Genomic DNA, 13473 nt, shown 5'->3' with positions numbered 1-13473 from the left:
TCAGTCGCTCGTAACCATCATCGCTGAGATCTCGGCTTCCGCGGCCTTGATGCCGTCGACCAGAGCCTCGCAGGCGAATTTGAGAAGGTTGCCGCGTTTCTTAATTTTCTTCACATGAATCTTCAACTGGTCGCCGGGAACGACCGGCTTGCGGAATTTGGCGTTATCGATGGTCAGGAAATAGACCAGCGATGGTTTTTCGGTGCCAAGGCTGCGGATGCAGATGGCGCCGGCCGTCTGCGCCATCGCCTCGACGATCAGCACGCCGGGCATGACCGGCTGATCCGGGAAATGACCCTGAAAATGCGGCTCGTTTATGGTCACGTTCTTGATGCCGATAGCGGACTCGTCGCCATCGATATCGATGATGCGGTCGATCATCAGGAACGGATAGCGATGCGGCAGGAGCTTCATCAACCCCAATATGTCGACCGCTTCGAGCGTCGTCGCCGCCATCATCTAGCTATTCCCCCCCTCGCCGGATTTGCGCGCCCTGGCCAGTCTTCGCAAAGCTGCGATCTCCCGCATGGCTTCCGCCATCGGCTGTGCCGGATATCCTCCCCAAATCTCGCCCGCAGGAACGTTGCTCATAAACCCGCTTCTTGCAGCAAGTTTGGCCCCCGTCCCTATGGTCAGGTGATCGGCAAGGCCAACACCGCCACCCATGGTGACGTTGTCGCCCACCGTCACGGAACCGGAAATACCTGAAAGGCCAGCGATTATGCAATTGCGGCCGATGCGGACGTTATGAGCGATCTGCACCAGATTATCGATCTTGGTCCCCTGACCGATGATCGTGTCGGACATGGCGCCACGATCGACCGTGGTGTTCGAGCCGATCTCGACATCGTCCTGGATAACGACCCGGCCGATCTGCGGGACGCGCTCCGGACCTTTCGCGCCGGCCACGAAGCCAAAGCCGTCCTGACCGATGCGGGCACCGCCGTGGATGATGACGCGGTTGCCGATCAGCGCGTACTGGATGCTGGCGCCTGGACCGACATAGCCGTCGCGGCCGAACTGGCAAGAGGGGCCGATAACGGCATGAGGGGCGATGACGGTCCCGCTGCCGATAGAAGCGCGGGGGCCGATGATCGCGCCGGCCTCGATGATCGCGCCGGCCTCAATATGCGCCGATGGGTCGATATGGGCATGCGGCGAGATGCCGGTTTCGCCGGTCATCGGCGCCGGTGTCGCAGCCGCTGGGAAGAGTAGGCGTCCGACCATCGCGAAAGCCTGTTGCGGGCGCGGATGGACCAGAACCGCGATGCCCGCCGGCGCTTTGCTGGCAAATTCGGCGGGACAGAGAACTGCCGCTGCCCGCAGCGATTGCATCAGCGCGAAGTTGCGCCTGCCATCGACGAAAACAAGGGCGTGTTCGCCGCCTTCGCTTGCCGGCGCCAAGGCTTCGATCAATATATCGGAGAGACTCGAATCGACAAGCACCGAGCCAGTCAGATTCGCGACTTCGCCAGCCGTGTACCGGCGTGAGGGCGCGAAGAACACCGGATCGGTCATTCCAGAAGCTATATCCAGCTAGCGCATGAGCCCGAAAATCGGAATCGATTTTCGGAAAGGATCATGTGCAAATCAAAGTGCCACAATGTGCTTGCGCCTCCGGAGGACGCACGGCGCTGTAGTATCGGTTCACTCTCTTCCGGACCCCAACGGCCCGGAAGCATCGTTGCCCGCCGATCAGAAGCGGGTCGATATGCCGAAGTTAAATTCCTGCACGTCGTCGGTTTCTTCCTTGAGGACCGGGACCGCATAGTCGATGCGGATCGGGCCGAACGGTGATGCCCACATTAGACCGACGCCGACAGAGGCGCGCCACTGCATGTCGGTTGTCGATTGGTCGACAAACTCTCTCTGAACCTTGCTGCCGTAGAGCGTTGCCGCATCGGCGAAGACTGCGCCACGCAGACCGAAGCTCTCCGGAATGACCGGCATTGGGAACTGGGCCTCCGCCGAGGCATGGAAATAGGTGGTGCCGCCGAGATGGTCGCCCGCGTCGTCGCTGTCGACGGGACCGATGCCGCCATAGGCAAAGCCGCGGATCATGCGATCGCTGCTCTGGAAATGATCGAAGATGCGCAGGTCGCCAGACCCGTAGCCTTGGACGTGGCCGGCGCCGCCCGAAATCAGACCAACCAGATCAAGCTGCTCCGACAGGGTCTGGTAGACGCTGCCGCGCGCTGTCACCTTGATGAATTTGGCGTCGCCGCCCAGACCCGCAAATTCGGTGCTGACGTTTGCATAGATACCTTCATGCGGGTTTTTCATGTCGTCGATGGTGTTGTAGACTAGGCCGAGACTGACCGACGACTTGAGCCACGGGCTCTCGTCGATACCCTGAAGGATTGCCCGAGATACGTCGTCGGCGCAGTCGGGGGCGGGGAGGCCATCATTGTCCGTGGGCTCGTCGATGCCATCGTCGTCATCGTCGCAACCATCGTCGAGCTTATACTTCTCCTGCGCGATATTATACGCAAGCTGCGTCGAGATGTTGTCGGTGATCGGCAGGCCGAAGCGCACTGTCGCACCTGTCGTCTCGCTCTCGTATTCGTCGTATTGCCTGGTCCGGTGGAAGACATCGAAGCCGGCGGCAATGCGCCGCCCGAGGAAATAGGGCTCGGTGAAGGAGAAGTTGTAGTCGCGCGAATTTCTGCCGCCGCCCGCCGATATCCTGATGAACTGGCCGCGTCCGAGGAAGTTGCGCTCCGTGATCGATCCTTCGACGGATGGGCCTGACGTGTCGCCGCCAGTCGAATAGCCGGCGCCAACCGAGAACTCGCCGGTCGACTTCTCGACCACGTCGACCACCAGCACCACCTGGTCCGCCTCAGAGCCGGGCACGGTGGAAACTTCGACTTTCTCAAAATAATCGAGCGCTTCCAGACGCTTCTTCGCGCGCTGGATGAGAACCTGGTTGAAGGCGTCGCCCTCACTCACGTCGAATTCGCGGCGGATGACATAGTCGCGTGTGCGGTCGTTGCCGCGAATCTCGATGCGTTCGACATAGGCTTTGGTGCCCTGGTCGATCGTATAGACCACCGAAATCGTGTGGTTCTCGAAATTGCGGTCGCCGCGCGGCGTCACCTGGGCGAAGGCATAGCCGGAACCGGCGACCGTCTCGGTCAGCGCGATGATGGTGTCTTCGACGTTCTTGGCGTTGTAGACTTCGCCCTTATGGGTCTCGACCACCGACTGCAGCGATGCGCCGTCGACCTCGGGAATCGTGCTCTCGACGCTGACGTCGCCAAATGTGTAGCGATCGCCCTCCTGCACGGTGATGGTCACCGTGTATTTGTTGGTGGTCTCGTCGAGTTCGCCGACCGCGGAAACGACCTGGAAATCGGCATAGCCGTGATTGTAATAGAAACGACGCAGCAGCTCCTGGTCGGCGCGCAGCTTGTCTTCGTCATAGACGTCGTCGCGCAGCACGAACGAAAGGAAGGACGAGCGCTTGGTGGAGATGATGTCGGACAGACGACGGCTCGAATAGGCGCTGTTGCCGACGAAATTGACCGCGGCGATCTGCGTGCGGCCGCCTTCATTGACGTTGAAGACCACGTTCACGCGGTTGTCGCCGAGATCCATGATCTGGGTGGTCACGGCGGCGTCGTCGCGACCGATACGCCTGTAGGCGGCTTTGACCGCCTCGACGTCGGCATCGAGCGCCTGCTGCGAGAACGTTCCGCGCGGCTTCAACTGGATCGCGGCCGCAAGGGCATTGTCCTTGAGCTTCTTGTTGCCCTGGAACAGCACCTGGTTCACGACCTGATATTCGGAAACCTTGATGACCAGCGACGAACCGACCTGATTGATCTGGACGTCCGAGAACAGCCCGGTGCCGAACAGCGCCTTGACCGCATCGTCGATATCGGAGCTGGAGAAGGCCTTGCCGGGCTTGATCGTGACGTAGTTGCGGATCGTGTCGGCGTCGACACGCTGATTGCCGCTGACTTCGACTCTTGAGACAACAGCGGCCTCGACCGCCGATGTGGCAACGAATTGCACTGCGAGCGCACCTGGCACGACCAGAGCGGCGGACATGGCCGCCGCGGACGCGGCGCTCAGAAACTTGGATGCTGCCTTCATCGGGCTTTTGTACCTTTTCTCGAAGTCCCCACGGCGAGAAAACCGGACGTGCGGTAATTTCCCCTACCGTATTAACCGGATTTTCCCTACACGCAAGGCTCCTGGTTAATTTGTATTTACTTAACCCTGTTGCGTGGCTTTCGCGTCACGCATATCCCCACGCATGGTAAACGGCGTCTCAACATTGGCTATGTCGAAGCCAAATTTCTTCATGATTTCAGCATCCAAACAGATCGTTCCAGAAAACGAACCCCATGAAGCCCAACACGAGCATGAAGCCAGCCCTGTAACCCATCTCCATCATCCGTTCCGACACCGGCCGCCGAATGACAGCCTCCACGCCGTAGAACAACAGATGGCCGCCGTCGAGGGGGGGAATCGGCAAAAGGTTGAGGATACCGATCCCGACCGACAGCAAAGCAACAAGTTGCACAAGCCAGTCGAAGCCCAGTTTTGCCGCCTGCCCCGACATCTTTGCGATCTTGATCGGTCCGCCCAGCTGGCATTTGTCTTCACGGCCGACGACGAAACGCTGCAGGAACTGGCCGGTGCGCTGAATGATGTATCCCGTCTCCTCGACCGCCGCCCCTACCGCTTCGATCGGGTTGTAACTGACTAGCCGGGGTTGGCCGAATTCCTGATTGTTGACGACGCCGATCACGGCCACTTTGACCTTGTTGCCCAGCCCGTCTTGCTGCTCCATCAGCTCCGGCGTCGCAGTGGCGGTGATCTCCTTGCCTTCCCGCAGCATGACGAAGGTGATGGCATCGCCGCCGCGGCCCGAAACCAGGCGCTGGACGTCGGAGAAGGTCTGGACCTTGCTGCCGTTGACGCTGACGAATCGGTCGCCCGGCAGGATGCCGGCCCTGGCCGCAGGACTGCCGGCGGTGACTTCAGCCACCGTCGGCTCCATCACAGGGCGGCCATAGACGGAAAACAGCACCGCAAAGACGGCGATCGTCAGCAGGAAGTTGAACAACGGTCCGGCAACCACAGTCGCCGCGCGCTTCCAGACCGGCTGCGTATGGAAAGCAATCTTGCGTTCGGCATTGGTCAGCGATTCGAGCTCCTCCGAGCTGGGCTGGCTCGACGTGGCATTCATGTCGCCGACAAATTTGACATAGCCGCCAAGCGGAATGGCGCAGAGCTTCCAACGCGTGCCATGGCTGTCATTGAAGCCGAAGAGCTCCGGGCCGAAGCCGATCGAAAAGGCTTTTACGCCGATGCCGCACCAGCGGCCGACGAGATAATGGCCCATCTCGTGCACGAACACGACCACCGTCAGCACGAACAGGAAGGGCACCAGCGTGCCGAGGAAAAAGCCCTCCGTGCTGAAAACCGCGTGAAGAATCTCGTTCAACTCATGTCCTCAAAATTCGTCCGCAGCACTGGCGTACCGCGACTGTGACATCAATCCAGGCGAATCCATGGCGCATCCTGCGCAGGTCAAGAAACCGGGGCCAAAGGAACAATGCCGATCAAGCTGGAAACAGCCCCTGCGCCGGATGGTCGGCGGTCGCCGAAATCCACCCGATGACGTATAGGGCGAAGGCCGCCGCGACAAGCCCGTCGACCCGGTCCATCACACCGCCATGGCCCGGTATCAGCGTGCCCGAATCCTTGCGGTCGTGACGGCGCTTCACCCATGATTCGAAAAGGTCGCCGGCCTGGGCAACGACCGACAGCACGAGCGCAACGACACCGAGGATTGCGAGATTGCCGGCACCGGCCGAGGCGGCCAAAAGCAGCCCGGCAACAACCCCGCCAACGGCCCCACCGAGCGCCCCGCTCTGCGTCTTGCCGGGCGAGATCGACGGCGCCAGCTTCGGACCGCCAACAGCGCGACCGACAAAATAGGCCGATATGTCGGTCGCCCAAACCACCGCGAACAGGAAGAGAATGGCGACTAGGCCGGATCGGTCGCCGTCGCGCAAAAGAGCAAGCGACAGGCCGGAAATGGCGGCATAGGCAAGGCCGGACGCGTCCCACCGTCCTGTCTGGGGCGTCGAAGTCTGGTGCATCGAAGCCACGATGACGGTGACAACGACCATCGCGGCCACAAGAAGCAGCAGCCAGGACGCCGGCAGGCCGGCGACCAAGGCGACGACGAAGACCAGGAGCAGCGCTTCAGGCAGCAAACCAAGGCCCGTGGCTGCAACCGGGCGGCACATCCGCGTCCATTCATAGAAGATCAGGATCGTCATGGCGGCGCAAAGCAGCCGGAAGGGTAGTCCGCCGAGCCAGGTCAGGCCAAGCGTGATGACGGCAAGCACGACGGCAGAAATCACGCGAAGCTGGAGGTTGCTCATCCCTTGGCAGTCACGGCGACGTCTTGAGCGCCAAGCCCGCCGAAACGGCGCTCGCGGCCAGCGAAATCGCGTAATGCGTCGGCCAAATGCTCGCGGCTGAAATCGGGCCAGTAGCAAGGCAGGAAGACGAGCTCGCTATAGGCCGCCTGCCACAGAAGGAAATTCGACAGCCTGAGTTCGCCGCTGGTGCGGATGACCAACTCAGGGTCCGGAATACCCTGGGTATCGAGGGAGCCGGCAAAGGATTCGGCCGTGATCGCCTCGCTGTCGAGCTCGCCGCGCGCCACAGCCGAGGCAAGCTTGCGCGCCGTGCGCACGATCTCGTCGCGCCCGCCATAATTGAAGGCGATGACCAGGGTCAGCGCATCGTTGCGCATAGTCAGCGTTTCGGCCTCTTCCAGCAGGCTCCTGATATCAGGCTGCAACCCTGCCCTGTCGCCGATTATCCTGACCCGCACGCCGCTCTGGTGCAGTTCGGCGAGATCGCGGCGGATGAAGATTTTCAGGAGGCCCATCAGGTCGCTGACCTCGGATTTCGGCCGCGACCAGTTTTCCGACGAAAAAGCGTAAACGGTCAGGAAGGAGATGCCGAGGCCAGGAGCAGCGCGGACCGTGTTGCGCAGGGCCTCGACGCCGGCGCGGTGACCGGCAAGCCGTGGCATGCCGCGCGCCTTGGCCCAGCGTCCGTTTCCGTCCATGATGATCGCGACATGCGCGGGGCTTGCCATAGTTTCGCTTTCGGGTCGGACCCTTAAACCTGCATGATTTCAGCTTCCTTATCGGAAAGCAGATGGTCGATGGTGCCGATCATCTCATCGGTGAGCTTCTGGACCTGGTCGGACCGCTTGCGCTGATCATCCTCGCTGATGTCGCCGTCCTTTTCCGCCTTTTTGAGAAACTCCATGCCATCCCGGCGCACGTGGCGCACGGCGATGCGGGCATTCTCGGCATAACCATGCGAGATCTTGACCAGCTCCTTGCGGCGCTGTTCGTTGAGCTCGGGCAGCGGAATTCTGAGATTGGTGCCGTCGACGATCGGATTGAAGCCAAGATTGGATTCACGGATGGCGCGATCGACCGCGCCGACCATCGACTTATCCCAGACCGAAACCGAAATCATGCGCGGCTCCGGCACCGACACGTTCGCCACCTGGTTGATCGGCATGGTGGTGCCGTAGGCCTGCACCTGGATCGCGTCGAGCAGGTTGCTCGATGCGCGGCCGGTCCGCAGCGAAGCCAGATCGTGCTTGAACGCAGCGATCGCCCCGTCCATGCGCCGTTTGAGATCATCGTATTCGCCACTCATCATCATCTCCTCGACCCGTTAGCCCGGGTTCACTGTTCAGGGGTAACCCCGTATTCGAGCCTCAATCCGAAAACCGGTTCCCGCTTTTCGCTTAGGCGGACCCTCGGTTCGGCATCGGGCTCCCGATCAGTCGTCCGCGACGACAGTGCAACGGCCGCCGCCCCTCAGAATATCACCGAAACCACCCTTCTCGTGGATCGAATAGACGATTATCGGAATGTTGTTTTCGCGCGCAAGTGCAATCGCGGCCGTATCCATGATCGAAAGACCGCGTTTTATGACTTCGCCATGACTGATGCGCTCGAAGCGAGTCGCATTCGGGTCCTTCTTCGGATCGGCCGAATAGACGCCGTCGACCTGGGTGCCCTTGAACAGCGCGTCGGCGCCGATTTCCGCCGCGCGAAGTGCCGCGGCCGAATCGGTGGTGAAGAACGGATTGCCGGTGCCGCCGGCGAAAATGACGACCTTGCCCTGGTTCATGTAGGCGGTCGCCTGGCGCTGCGAAAAGCTCTCGCAAAGCTCAGGCATGGCGATTGCCGACAGCACCACCGCGTCGACGCCGATCTTGTTCAACGAGGTGCGCAGCGCCAGCGAGTTGATGACGGTGGCGAGCATGCCCATGTGGTCGCCAGTGACGCGATCGCCGCCCTTGGACGCAACCGCCACGCCGCGAAAGATGTTGCCGCCGCCGATGACGACCCCGACCTCGATGCCCAGGGCGCGGGCCTCGGCGATGTCTGCGGCGATACGATCGACGACCGAAACGTCGATGCCGAAATGCTGCTCGCCCATCAACGCTTCGCCTGACGCTTTCAGCAAGACACGTCGGTAGAGGGGCTTCACCGTCATCTGGTCCTCATCGTTGTGCGTGTGACGCGCCTGGAGCGGCTCCCCCGCGCAGGCGCTGCCCCGAAACATTGGCGTTCCGATACACGAAGGGCGCCGCGATGTCACGCGGCGCCCGAGCCGGAAAACTCTCTTCCCCTCTTTAGCTTACGCCTGCAAATGCACCTTGCATGAGCAGATCCGGCAGATAACCAGCCGGCTTATCGCCGACCGCCTGGCCTCCCGTAAGGCCGCCCTGTATTTCCGAGCCGAAGAACGAATACGGAAAGGGTGTGATTGGTCGGCTCACCGCATCGAGCCGTGCCCGAAGCTCCTGCGGAATGTCGAAATCGAGCGCGCCGAGATTGTCCTTGAGTTGGTCCAACTTCGTCGCCCCGATGATCACCGACGCAATGCCGGGCTGGGTCGCGGCCCAGTTCAAGGCGACCTGAGCCATGCTGCGGCCGAGCTGACTTGCGACCTTTTCCAGCTCAGCGACGATCTCCCAGTTGCGATCGTTGAATTTCTGAAACCCAGGATTGGTCGAGCCGCGCATCGTCTCCAGCCTGCCGCCTGCCTCATTCATCGTATCGGAACGATATTTTCCGCTGAGCAGACCGCTGGCCAACGGGCTCCAGACCATTATACCCGCACCGTAGCGCGTGCCGAATGGCACGAACTCATGTTCGATGTTGCGCTCCGCAAGCGAATATTCGAGCTGAAGCGCCGAAACCGGTTCATAGCCGCGATGCTCGGCAACCGACTGGGCTCGGCTTGCGTACCACGCGGGCACGTCCGACAGGCCGACATGGCGGATCTTTCCGGCGCGGACCAGATCGTCCAGCGTCCTCATCACCTCCTCCGGAGGTGTCAGCCTGTCCCAGGCATGCAGGATGTAGAGGTCGATATAATCGGTGCCGAGGCGTTTCAACGAGCCTTCGACGGCGCGGATGATGTTCTTGCGGCCGTTGCCTCCGGCATTCGGATTGCCTTGTTCAAGGTTCATGCTGAATTTGGTGCTGATCACGGCCTTGTCGCGCAGCCCACGCTCGGCGATAAATTCACCGAGCCAGGTCTCGGATGTGCCGCCGGTATAGGCGTCGGCCGTATCGAAGAAATTGCCGCCTGCCTCGACATAGGCATCGACCATCGCGCGGGCCGTTTCCTTTTCGGTGCCCCAGCCCCATTCCGTGCCGAAGGTCATCGTGCCGAACGCTAGGCGGGTGACACGCAGTCCGCTATTGCCGAGCGTGTAATAGGACATGGTCATTCGTCGTCTCCTGAAGTGTGAGGATAGGAAGTTTTGTCTGGGAAGGCGGTCAGGCCTTGGGCAGCGCGTCGACCACCACCTGGAACCGGCGTGGGTCGAAATAATCGTGGTAGGCGCTGATCAAGCCGTTTTCGAAACGAAAGACAGCAATGTTCCTGTTGGTGTATTCGGTGCCACCCACGAGCACGGCACGGTTCTTGTATTCCACGACGATGGCGCCCGAATCCGCCGCCGGATAGATGCCAGTCAGTTGAGAATCGAAGGATTCGAAATTGCCGAAGAGCCCTTTGAAGGCCGCCAGGATGGCGGCCTTGCCATCGATGCTGCTTCCAAATCCTGCCGGCGGATAGAAGACAAGAATCCGGCCGTCTTCAGCCCAGAGATCGCCCCATGTTTCGATATCCTTGCGGTGCATTAGATCGAAGAAGTTGCGTACCGTCTCGAGGTTGCGGGTCTGTTCGGCGTTGAGGTTGGTCATTGGTCTCTCCATTGCTGCTTTGGCGATTGCCGTTTGATGCAGCCATAGATACGCCGCCCATTCCCTGCCGATAAGATTGCATTATCCGTATGGACTATGCGATATTATGCATGAATGGATCGCGATCTGCTTAGCCATCTTCCTGTTATCGTCGCTGTAGCGCGGCGCGGCGGCTTTGCAGCAGCCGCGGCGGAACTCGGCATGAGCCCTTCGGCGCGGTGCGCCTTGTGGAAGAGCGGATCGGCCAGCCGCTTTTTGCCCGCACCACGCGCAGCGTCGCGCTTACCGAGGCCGGCGAGGCGCTTGTCGCGGCAGCGGAGCCTGCGCTGGAAGACATCGCGGACCGGATGGAGCGTATCCGCTCGGTCAAAGGCAGAGCGAGCGGGCTGCTCAGGATCAACGCGCCGCGTATCGCGCTGCCTCTGGCCCTGATGCCCATCCTGTCGGCAATGGCGGAGCGTTATCCCGACGTGACGGTCGAGATCGCGGCCGACGAGCGCTTGAGCGACATCGTCGGCGAAGGCTTCGACGCTGGCATCAGGCTTGGCGAGATGATCGCCGAGGATATGGTAACGGTACGGCTTACTCAGCCGTTCCGGACAGTCATCGTCGCCTCCCCAGCATACGTCGGCCGCCACGGAAAGCCGCGAACGCTGGCTGACCTCTCCAACCACAACTGCATTGGCTATCGGCTGCTGCGATCGCGCGCCCTCTACCGCTGGGACCTGAACGACCGGGGCAAGGATATCAGCGTCGAGACGCGCGGCAGCGTCGTCGTCACCGATCCGCTTTCGGCGCGCGACATGGCGCTGGCCGGCATCGGCCTCGCCTATCTGTTCGAGCCGCTTGTCCGGGCTGACGTAGAGGCCGGTCGGCTGGTCGAAGTCCTGCGCGACACCTCGATCGATGAACCGGGGCTGTTCCTCTATTTTCCACGCCGGGCGGCGATGGCGCCGAAGCTCAGGGCCTTCATCGACACCGCACAAGAAATCGGCCGGGCATCCTCGCGGACACCCGGCCGTAAAATCTTCCAGCAATCAAAGGCTGTCTGAAGGCCGATTACTTCTTGACCGCCGCAGCGACTTCCGCCGCGAAATCGGTCTCTTCCTTCTCGATGCCCTCGCCGAGGGCGAAGCGCAGATAGGCAGTGATCTTGGCCGGTGCGCCGATTTCCTTCTCGGCATCCGTCAGCGCCTTCTCGACGGTGATGTCAGGATTGAGCACGAAAGCTTGCTTGAGCAGCACGACCTCTTCGTAGAATTTGCGCAGACGGCCCTCGACCATCTTCTCGATGATCGCTTCCGGTTTGCCGGACTGGCGCGCCTGGTCGGCGAAGATCGCCTTCTCACGCTCGACCGCGGCCGGATCGAGTTGTTCCGTCGTCAGCGCCATCGGATTGGTGGCGGCGACATGCATGGCGACCTGGCGGGCAAAGGCGTTCGCTGCCTGGGCGTTGCCCGACGTCTCGATGGCGACCAGCACGCCGAGCTTGCCAAGGCCGTCGGCGACCGCATTGTGGACGTAGGTCGCAACAGCGCCATGCTCGACGGTGAGCTTGGCCGAACGGCGGAAGCCAAGGTTCTCGCCGATCGTGCCGACAGCGTCCTTGATGGTCTCAGTGACCGACTTGTCCGACCCCGGATAGGGTGCAGCTGCAACGGCCTCGGTCTTGCCGCCATAGGCGAGCGCGACCTTGGCAATGTTGGCGACGATCTCCTGGAATGCGGCGTTGCGGGCAACGAAGTCCGTCTCGGAATTGACCTCGACGACCGCCGCCTCGCGGATACCGGCATCGACGCCGATCAGACCCTCGGCCGCGGTACGGCCGGCCTTCTTGTCGGCCTTGGAGATGCCCTTCTTGCGCAGCCAGTCGACGGCCTCTTCCATGTTGCCGTTGGTCTCGTTCAACGCCGCCTTGCAGTCCATCATGCCCGCGCCGGTCAAGTCGCGGAGTTCTTTGACCTGTGCAGCCGAAATGCTCATTGTCGCCTCTTTGTTTTAAAATGCACCGACGCACCACCGGTCTTCGATGATGCGCCTGGCGCCAGCGCTCAGCGCGCCAAAATATGAGAAAGATGAAGGCCGAAACCGGCCTTCGCTGTTACGCTTCCGGTGTCTGTTCGGCCGATGTCTGGGCAGCCGATGCCTCGGCCACCGGGGTCGGCTCGAGCGCCGGCTCGATCGGAGCCTCGGCCAAAGCGCCGACGTCGACGCCGAGCGCACCCTGCTGGCGAGCGATGCCGTCGATTGCAGCCTTGGCGATCAGATCGCAATAGAGCTGGATGGCGCGCGCCGCGTCGTCATTGCCGGGGATCGGGAAATCGATCTTGTCCGGATCGCAGTTGGAATCGATGATGGCGACGACCGGGATGCCGAGACGCTTGGCCTCGAGGATCGCGATCGCTTCCTTGTTGGTGTCGATCACGAACATCAGATCGGGCGTCGAGCCCATGTCCTTGATGCCGCCCAACGCCTTATCAAGCTTCTCGCGCTCGCGATCGAGATTGAGGCGCTCTTTCTTGGTGAGCCCCTGGGCCTCGCCGGCCAGCATCTCGTCGAGCTTGCGCAGGCGCTGGATGGAATTCGAGATCGTCTTCCAGTTGGTCATCATGCCGCCGAGCCAGCGGGAATTGACATAATACTGGGCCGAGCGCTGCGCGGCGTCGGCGACGATGTCGGACGCCTGGCGCTTGGTGCCGACGAACAGCACGCGGCCACCCTTGGCGACGGTGTCGGAAACCTGCTTCAGCGCCTGATGCAGCAGCGGCACCGTCTGCGAGAGGTCGATGATGTGGATATTGTTGCGGGCGCCATAGATATAGGGCGCCATTTTCGGGTTCCAGCGGTGGGTCTGGTGGCCGAAGTGAATGCCAGCTTCCAAAAGCTGACGCATGCTGAAATCAGGCAGAGCCATTCTTTAGTTCCTTTTCCGGTTAGCCTCCACGGACACAGGCATTTCTGGACTTTGTCCTCGAACGCCACCGGAGGTTTCAGCCGGATTTCTCCCGGGCAGACACCAAAGTCCGTGTGTGGAATGAGCGGGCATATAGAGGGGATGCGCGACAAACGCAAGCGCTGCGGTGTGTTTGTGTCGTAAGCACATGAGTTGTCCGGATTAGGTAGCACGTGAGTTGTCCGGTTTTATCGCCAGCGAATGGAGGCTGGGGATGAAGCGGGCAGCGTG

Annotated in this window: 11 protein-coding genes and 2 pseudogenes; 1 reads left to right on the top strand and 12 read right to left on the bottom strand. The window is 61.3% G+C overall.

Going from position 1 to position 13473, the window contains the following annotated elements:
- The 10 genes and pseudogenes from fabZ to ABID19_RS17245 form a co-directional block, all read right to left on the bottom strand.
- On the bottom strand, positions 1 to 459 hold the full coding sequence (fabZ, locus tag ABID19_RS17290; RefSeq protein ID WP_354492210.1) for a 3-hydroxyacyl-ACP dehydratase FabZ: 459 nt from the start codon (positions 457 to 459) through the stop codon (positions 1 to 3).
- On the bottom strand, positions 460 to 1518 hold the full coding sequence (gene lpxD / locus ABID19_RS17285; RefSeq protein WP_354492209.1) for a UDP-3-O-(3-hydroxymyristoyl)glucosamine N-acyltransferase: 1059 nt from the start codon (positions 1516 to 1518) through the stop codon (positions 460 to 462).
- A 177-nt stretch (positions 1519 to 1695) separates the two neighbouring features.
- Positions 1696 to 4101 carry an outer membrane protein assembly factor BamA gene (gene bamA / locus ABID19_RS17280; RefSeq protein WP_354492208.1) on the bottom strand — a complete coding sequence of 802 codons (2406 nt, stop codon included), beginning with the start codon at positions 4099 to 4101 and terminating at the stop codon, positions 1696 to 1698.
- 217 nt (positions 4102 to 4318) lie between these two features.
- Positions 4319 to 5461: an RIP metalloprotease RseP gene (gene rseP, locus ABID19_RS17275; protein ID WP_354492207.1), complete on the bottom strand. Its 1143-nt coding sequence runs from the start codon at positions 5459 to 5461 to the stop codon at positions 4319 to 4321.
- Positions 5462 to 5579: 118 nt separating this feature from the next.
- Positions 5580 to 6410, bottom strand: coding sequence for a phosphatidate cytidylyltransferase (locus tag ABID19_RS17270; RefSeq protein ID WP_354492206.1), 831 nt, complete (start codon positions 6408 to 6410; stop codon positions 5580 to 5582).
- Positions 6407 to 7150, bottom strand: a pseudogene (locus tag ABID19_RS17265) (isoprenyl transferase); the annotation flags it as partial. The pseudogene ABID19_RS17265 and the gene ABID19_RS17270, both read right to left, overlap by 4 nt.
- Positions 7151 to 7161: 11 nt before the next feature.
- Entirely contained in the window at positions 7162 to 7716 is a 555-nt protein-coding gene (frr, locus tag ABID19_RS17260) for a ribosome recycling factor (RefSeq protein WP_095485252.1), read from the bottom strand.
- A gap of 126 nt (positions 7717 to 7842) precedes the next feature.
- A complete protein-coding gene (gene pyrH, locus ABID19_RS17255) occupies positions 7843 to 8565 on the bottom strand; it encodes a UMP kinase (protein ID WP_111546675.1) in 723 nt (240 codons plus the stop codon).
- Positions 8566 to 8704: 139 nt separating this feature from the next.
- The gene (locus tag ABID19_RS17250; RefSeq protein WP_354492205.1) at positions 8705 to 9811 is read right to left on the bottom strand and encodes an aldo/keto reductase; all 1107 of its coding nucleotides are present in this window, start codon (positions 9809 to 9811) and stop codon (positions 8705 to 8707) included.
- A 49-nt stretch (positions 9812 to 9860) separates the two neighbouring features.
- Entirely contained in the window at positions 9861 to 10289 is a 429-nt protein-coding gene (locus ABID19_RS17245) for a nuclear transport factor 2 family protein (protein ID WP_354492204.1), read from the bottom strand.
- A 114-nt stretch (positions 10290 to 10403) separates the two neighbouring features.
- Between ABID19_RS17245 and ABID19_RS17240 the strand changes: the two are divergent.
- A pseudogene (locus tag ABID19_RS17240) lies at positions 10404 to 11341 on the top strand (LysR family transcriptional regulator).
- Between the two features lie 7 nt (positions 11342 to 11348).
- On the opposite strand, the gene tsf reads toward ABID19_RS17240, so the two are convergent.
- On the bottom strand, positions 11349 to 12272 hold the full coding sequence (tsf, locus tag ABID19_RS17235; protein ID WP_354492203.1) for a translation elongation factor Ts: 924 nt from the start codon (positions 12270 to 12272) through the stop codon (positions 11349 to 11351).
- A gap of 118 nt (positions 12273 to 12390) precedes the next feature.
- Positions 12391 to 13203 carry a 30S ribosomal protein S2 gene (gene rpsB / locus ABID19_RS17230; protein ID WP_354492202.1) on the bottom strand — a complete coding sequence of 271 codons (813 nt, stop codon included), beginning with the start codon at positions 13201 to 13203 and terminating at the stop codon, positions 12391 to 12393.
- Positions 13204 to 13473 lie beyond the last annotated feature (270 nt).

Origin of the sequence: Mesorhizobium robiniae, assembly GCF_040545535.1 — a bacterium.
In the GTDB taxonomy this organism is placed as follows: Bacteria; Pseudomonadota; Alphaproteobacteria; order Rhizobiales; family Rhizobiaceae; genus Mesorhizobium; species Mesorhizobium robiniae.
Note: the sequence above shows the minus strand (reverse complement) of the source record. Positions and strands in the feature narration are given on the sequence as shown.

Coding starts and splice junctions, on each gene's coding strand:
- fabZ (WP_354492210.1), bottom strand. CDS start 459: ATGATGGCGGCGACGACGCTCGAAGCGGTCGACATATTGGGGTTGATG.
- lpxD (WP_354492209.1), bottom strand. CDS start 1,518: ATGACCGATCCGGTGTTCTTCGCGCCCTCACGCCGGTACACGGCTGGC.
- bamA (WP_354492208.1), bottom strand. CDS start 4,101: ATGAAGGCAGCATCCAAGTTTCTGAGCGCCGCGTCCGCGGCGGCCATG.
- ABID19_RS17270 (WP_354492206.1), bottom strand. CDS start 6,410: ATGAGCAACCTCCAGCTTCGCGTGATTTCTGCCGTCGTGCTTGCCGTC.
- frr (WP_095485252.1), bottom strand. CDS start 7,716: ATGAGTGGCGAATACGATGATCTCAAACGGCGCATGGACGGGGCGATC.
- pyrH (WP_111546675.1), bottom strand. CDS start 8,565: ATGACGGTGAAGCCCCTCTACCGACGTGTCTTGCTGAAAGCGTCAGGC.
- ABID19_RS17250 (WP_354492205.1), bottom strand. CDS start 9,811: ATGACCATGTCCTATTACACGCTCGGCAATAGCGGACTGCGTGTCACC.
- ABID19_RS17245 (WP_354492204.1), bottom strand. CDS start 10,289: ATGACCAACCTCAACGCCGAACAGACCCGCAACCTCGAGACGGTACGC.
- tsf (WP_354492203.1), bottom strand. CDS start 12,272: ATGAGCATTTCGGCTGCACAGGTCAAAGAACTCCGCGACTTGACCGGC.
- rpsB (WP_354492202.1), bottom strand. CDS start 13,203: ATGGCTCTGCCTGATTTCAGCATGCGTCAGCTTTTGGAAGCTGGCATT.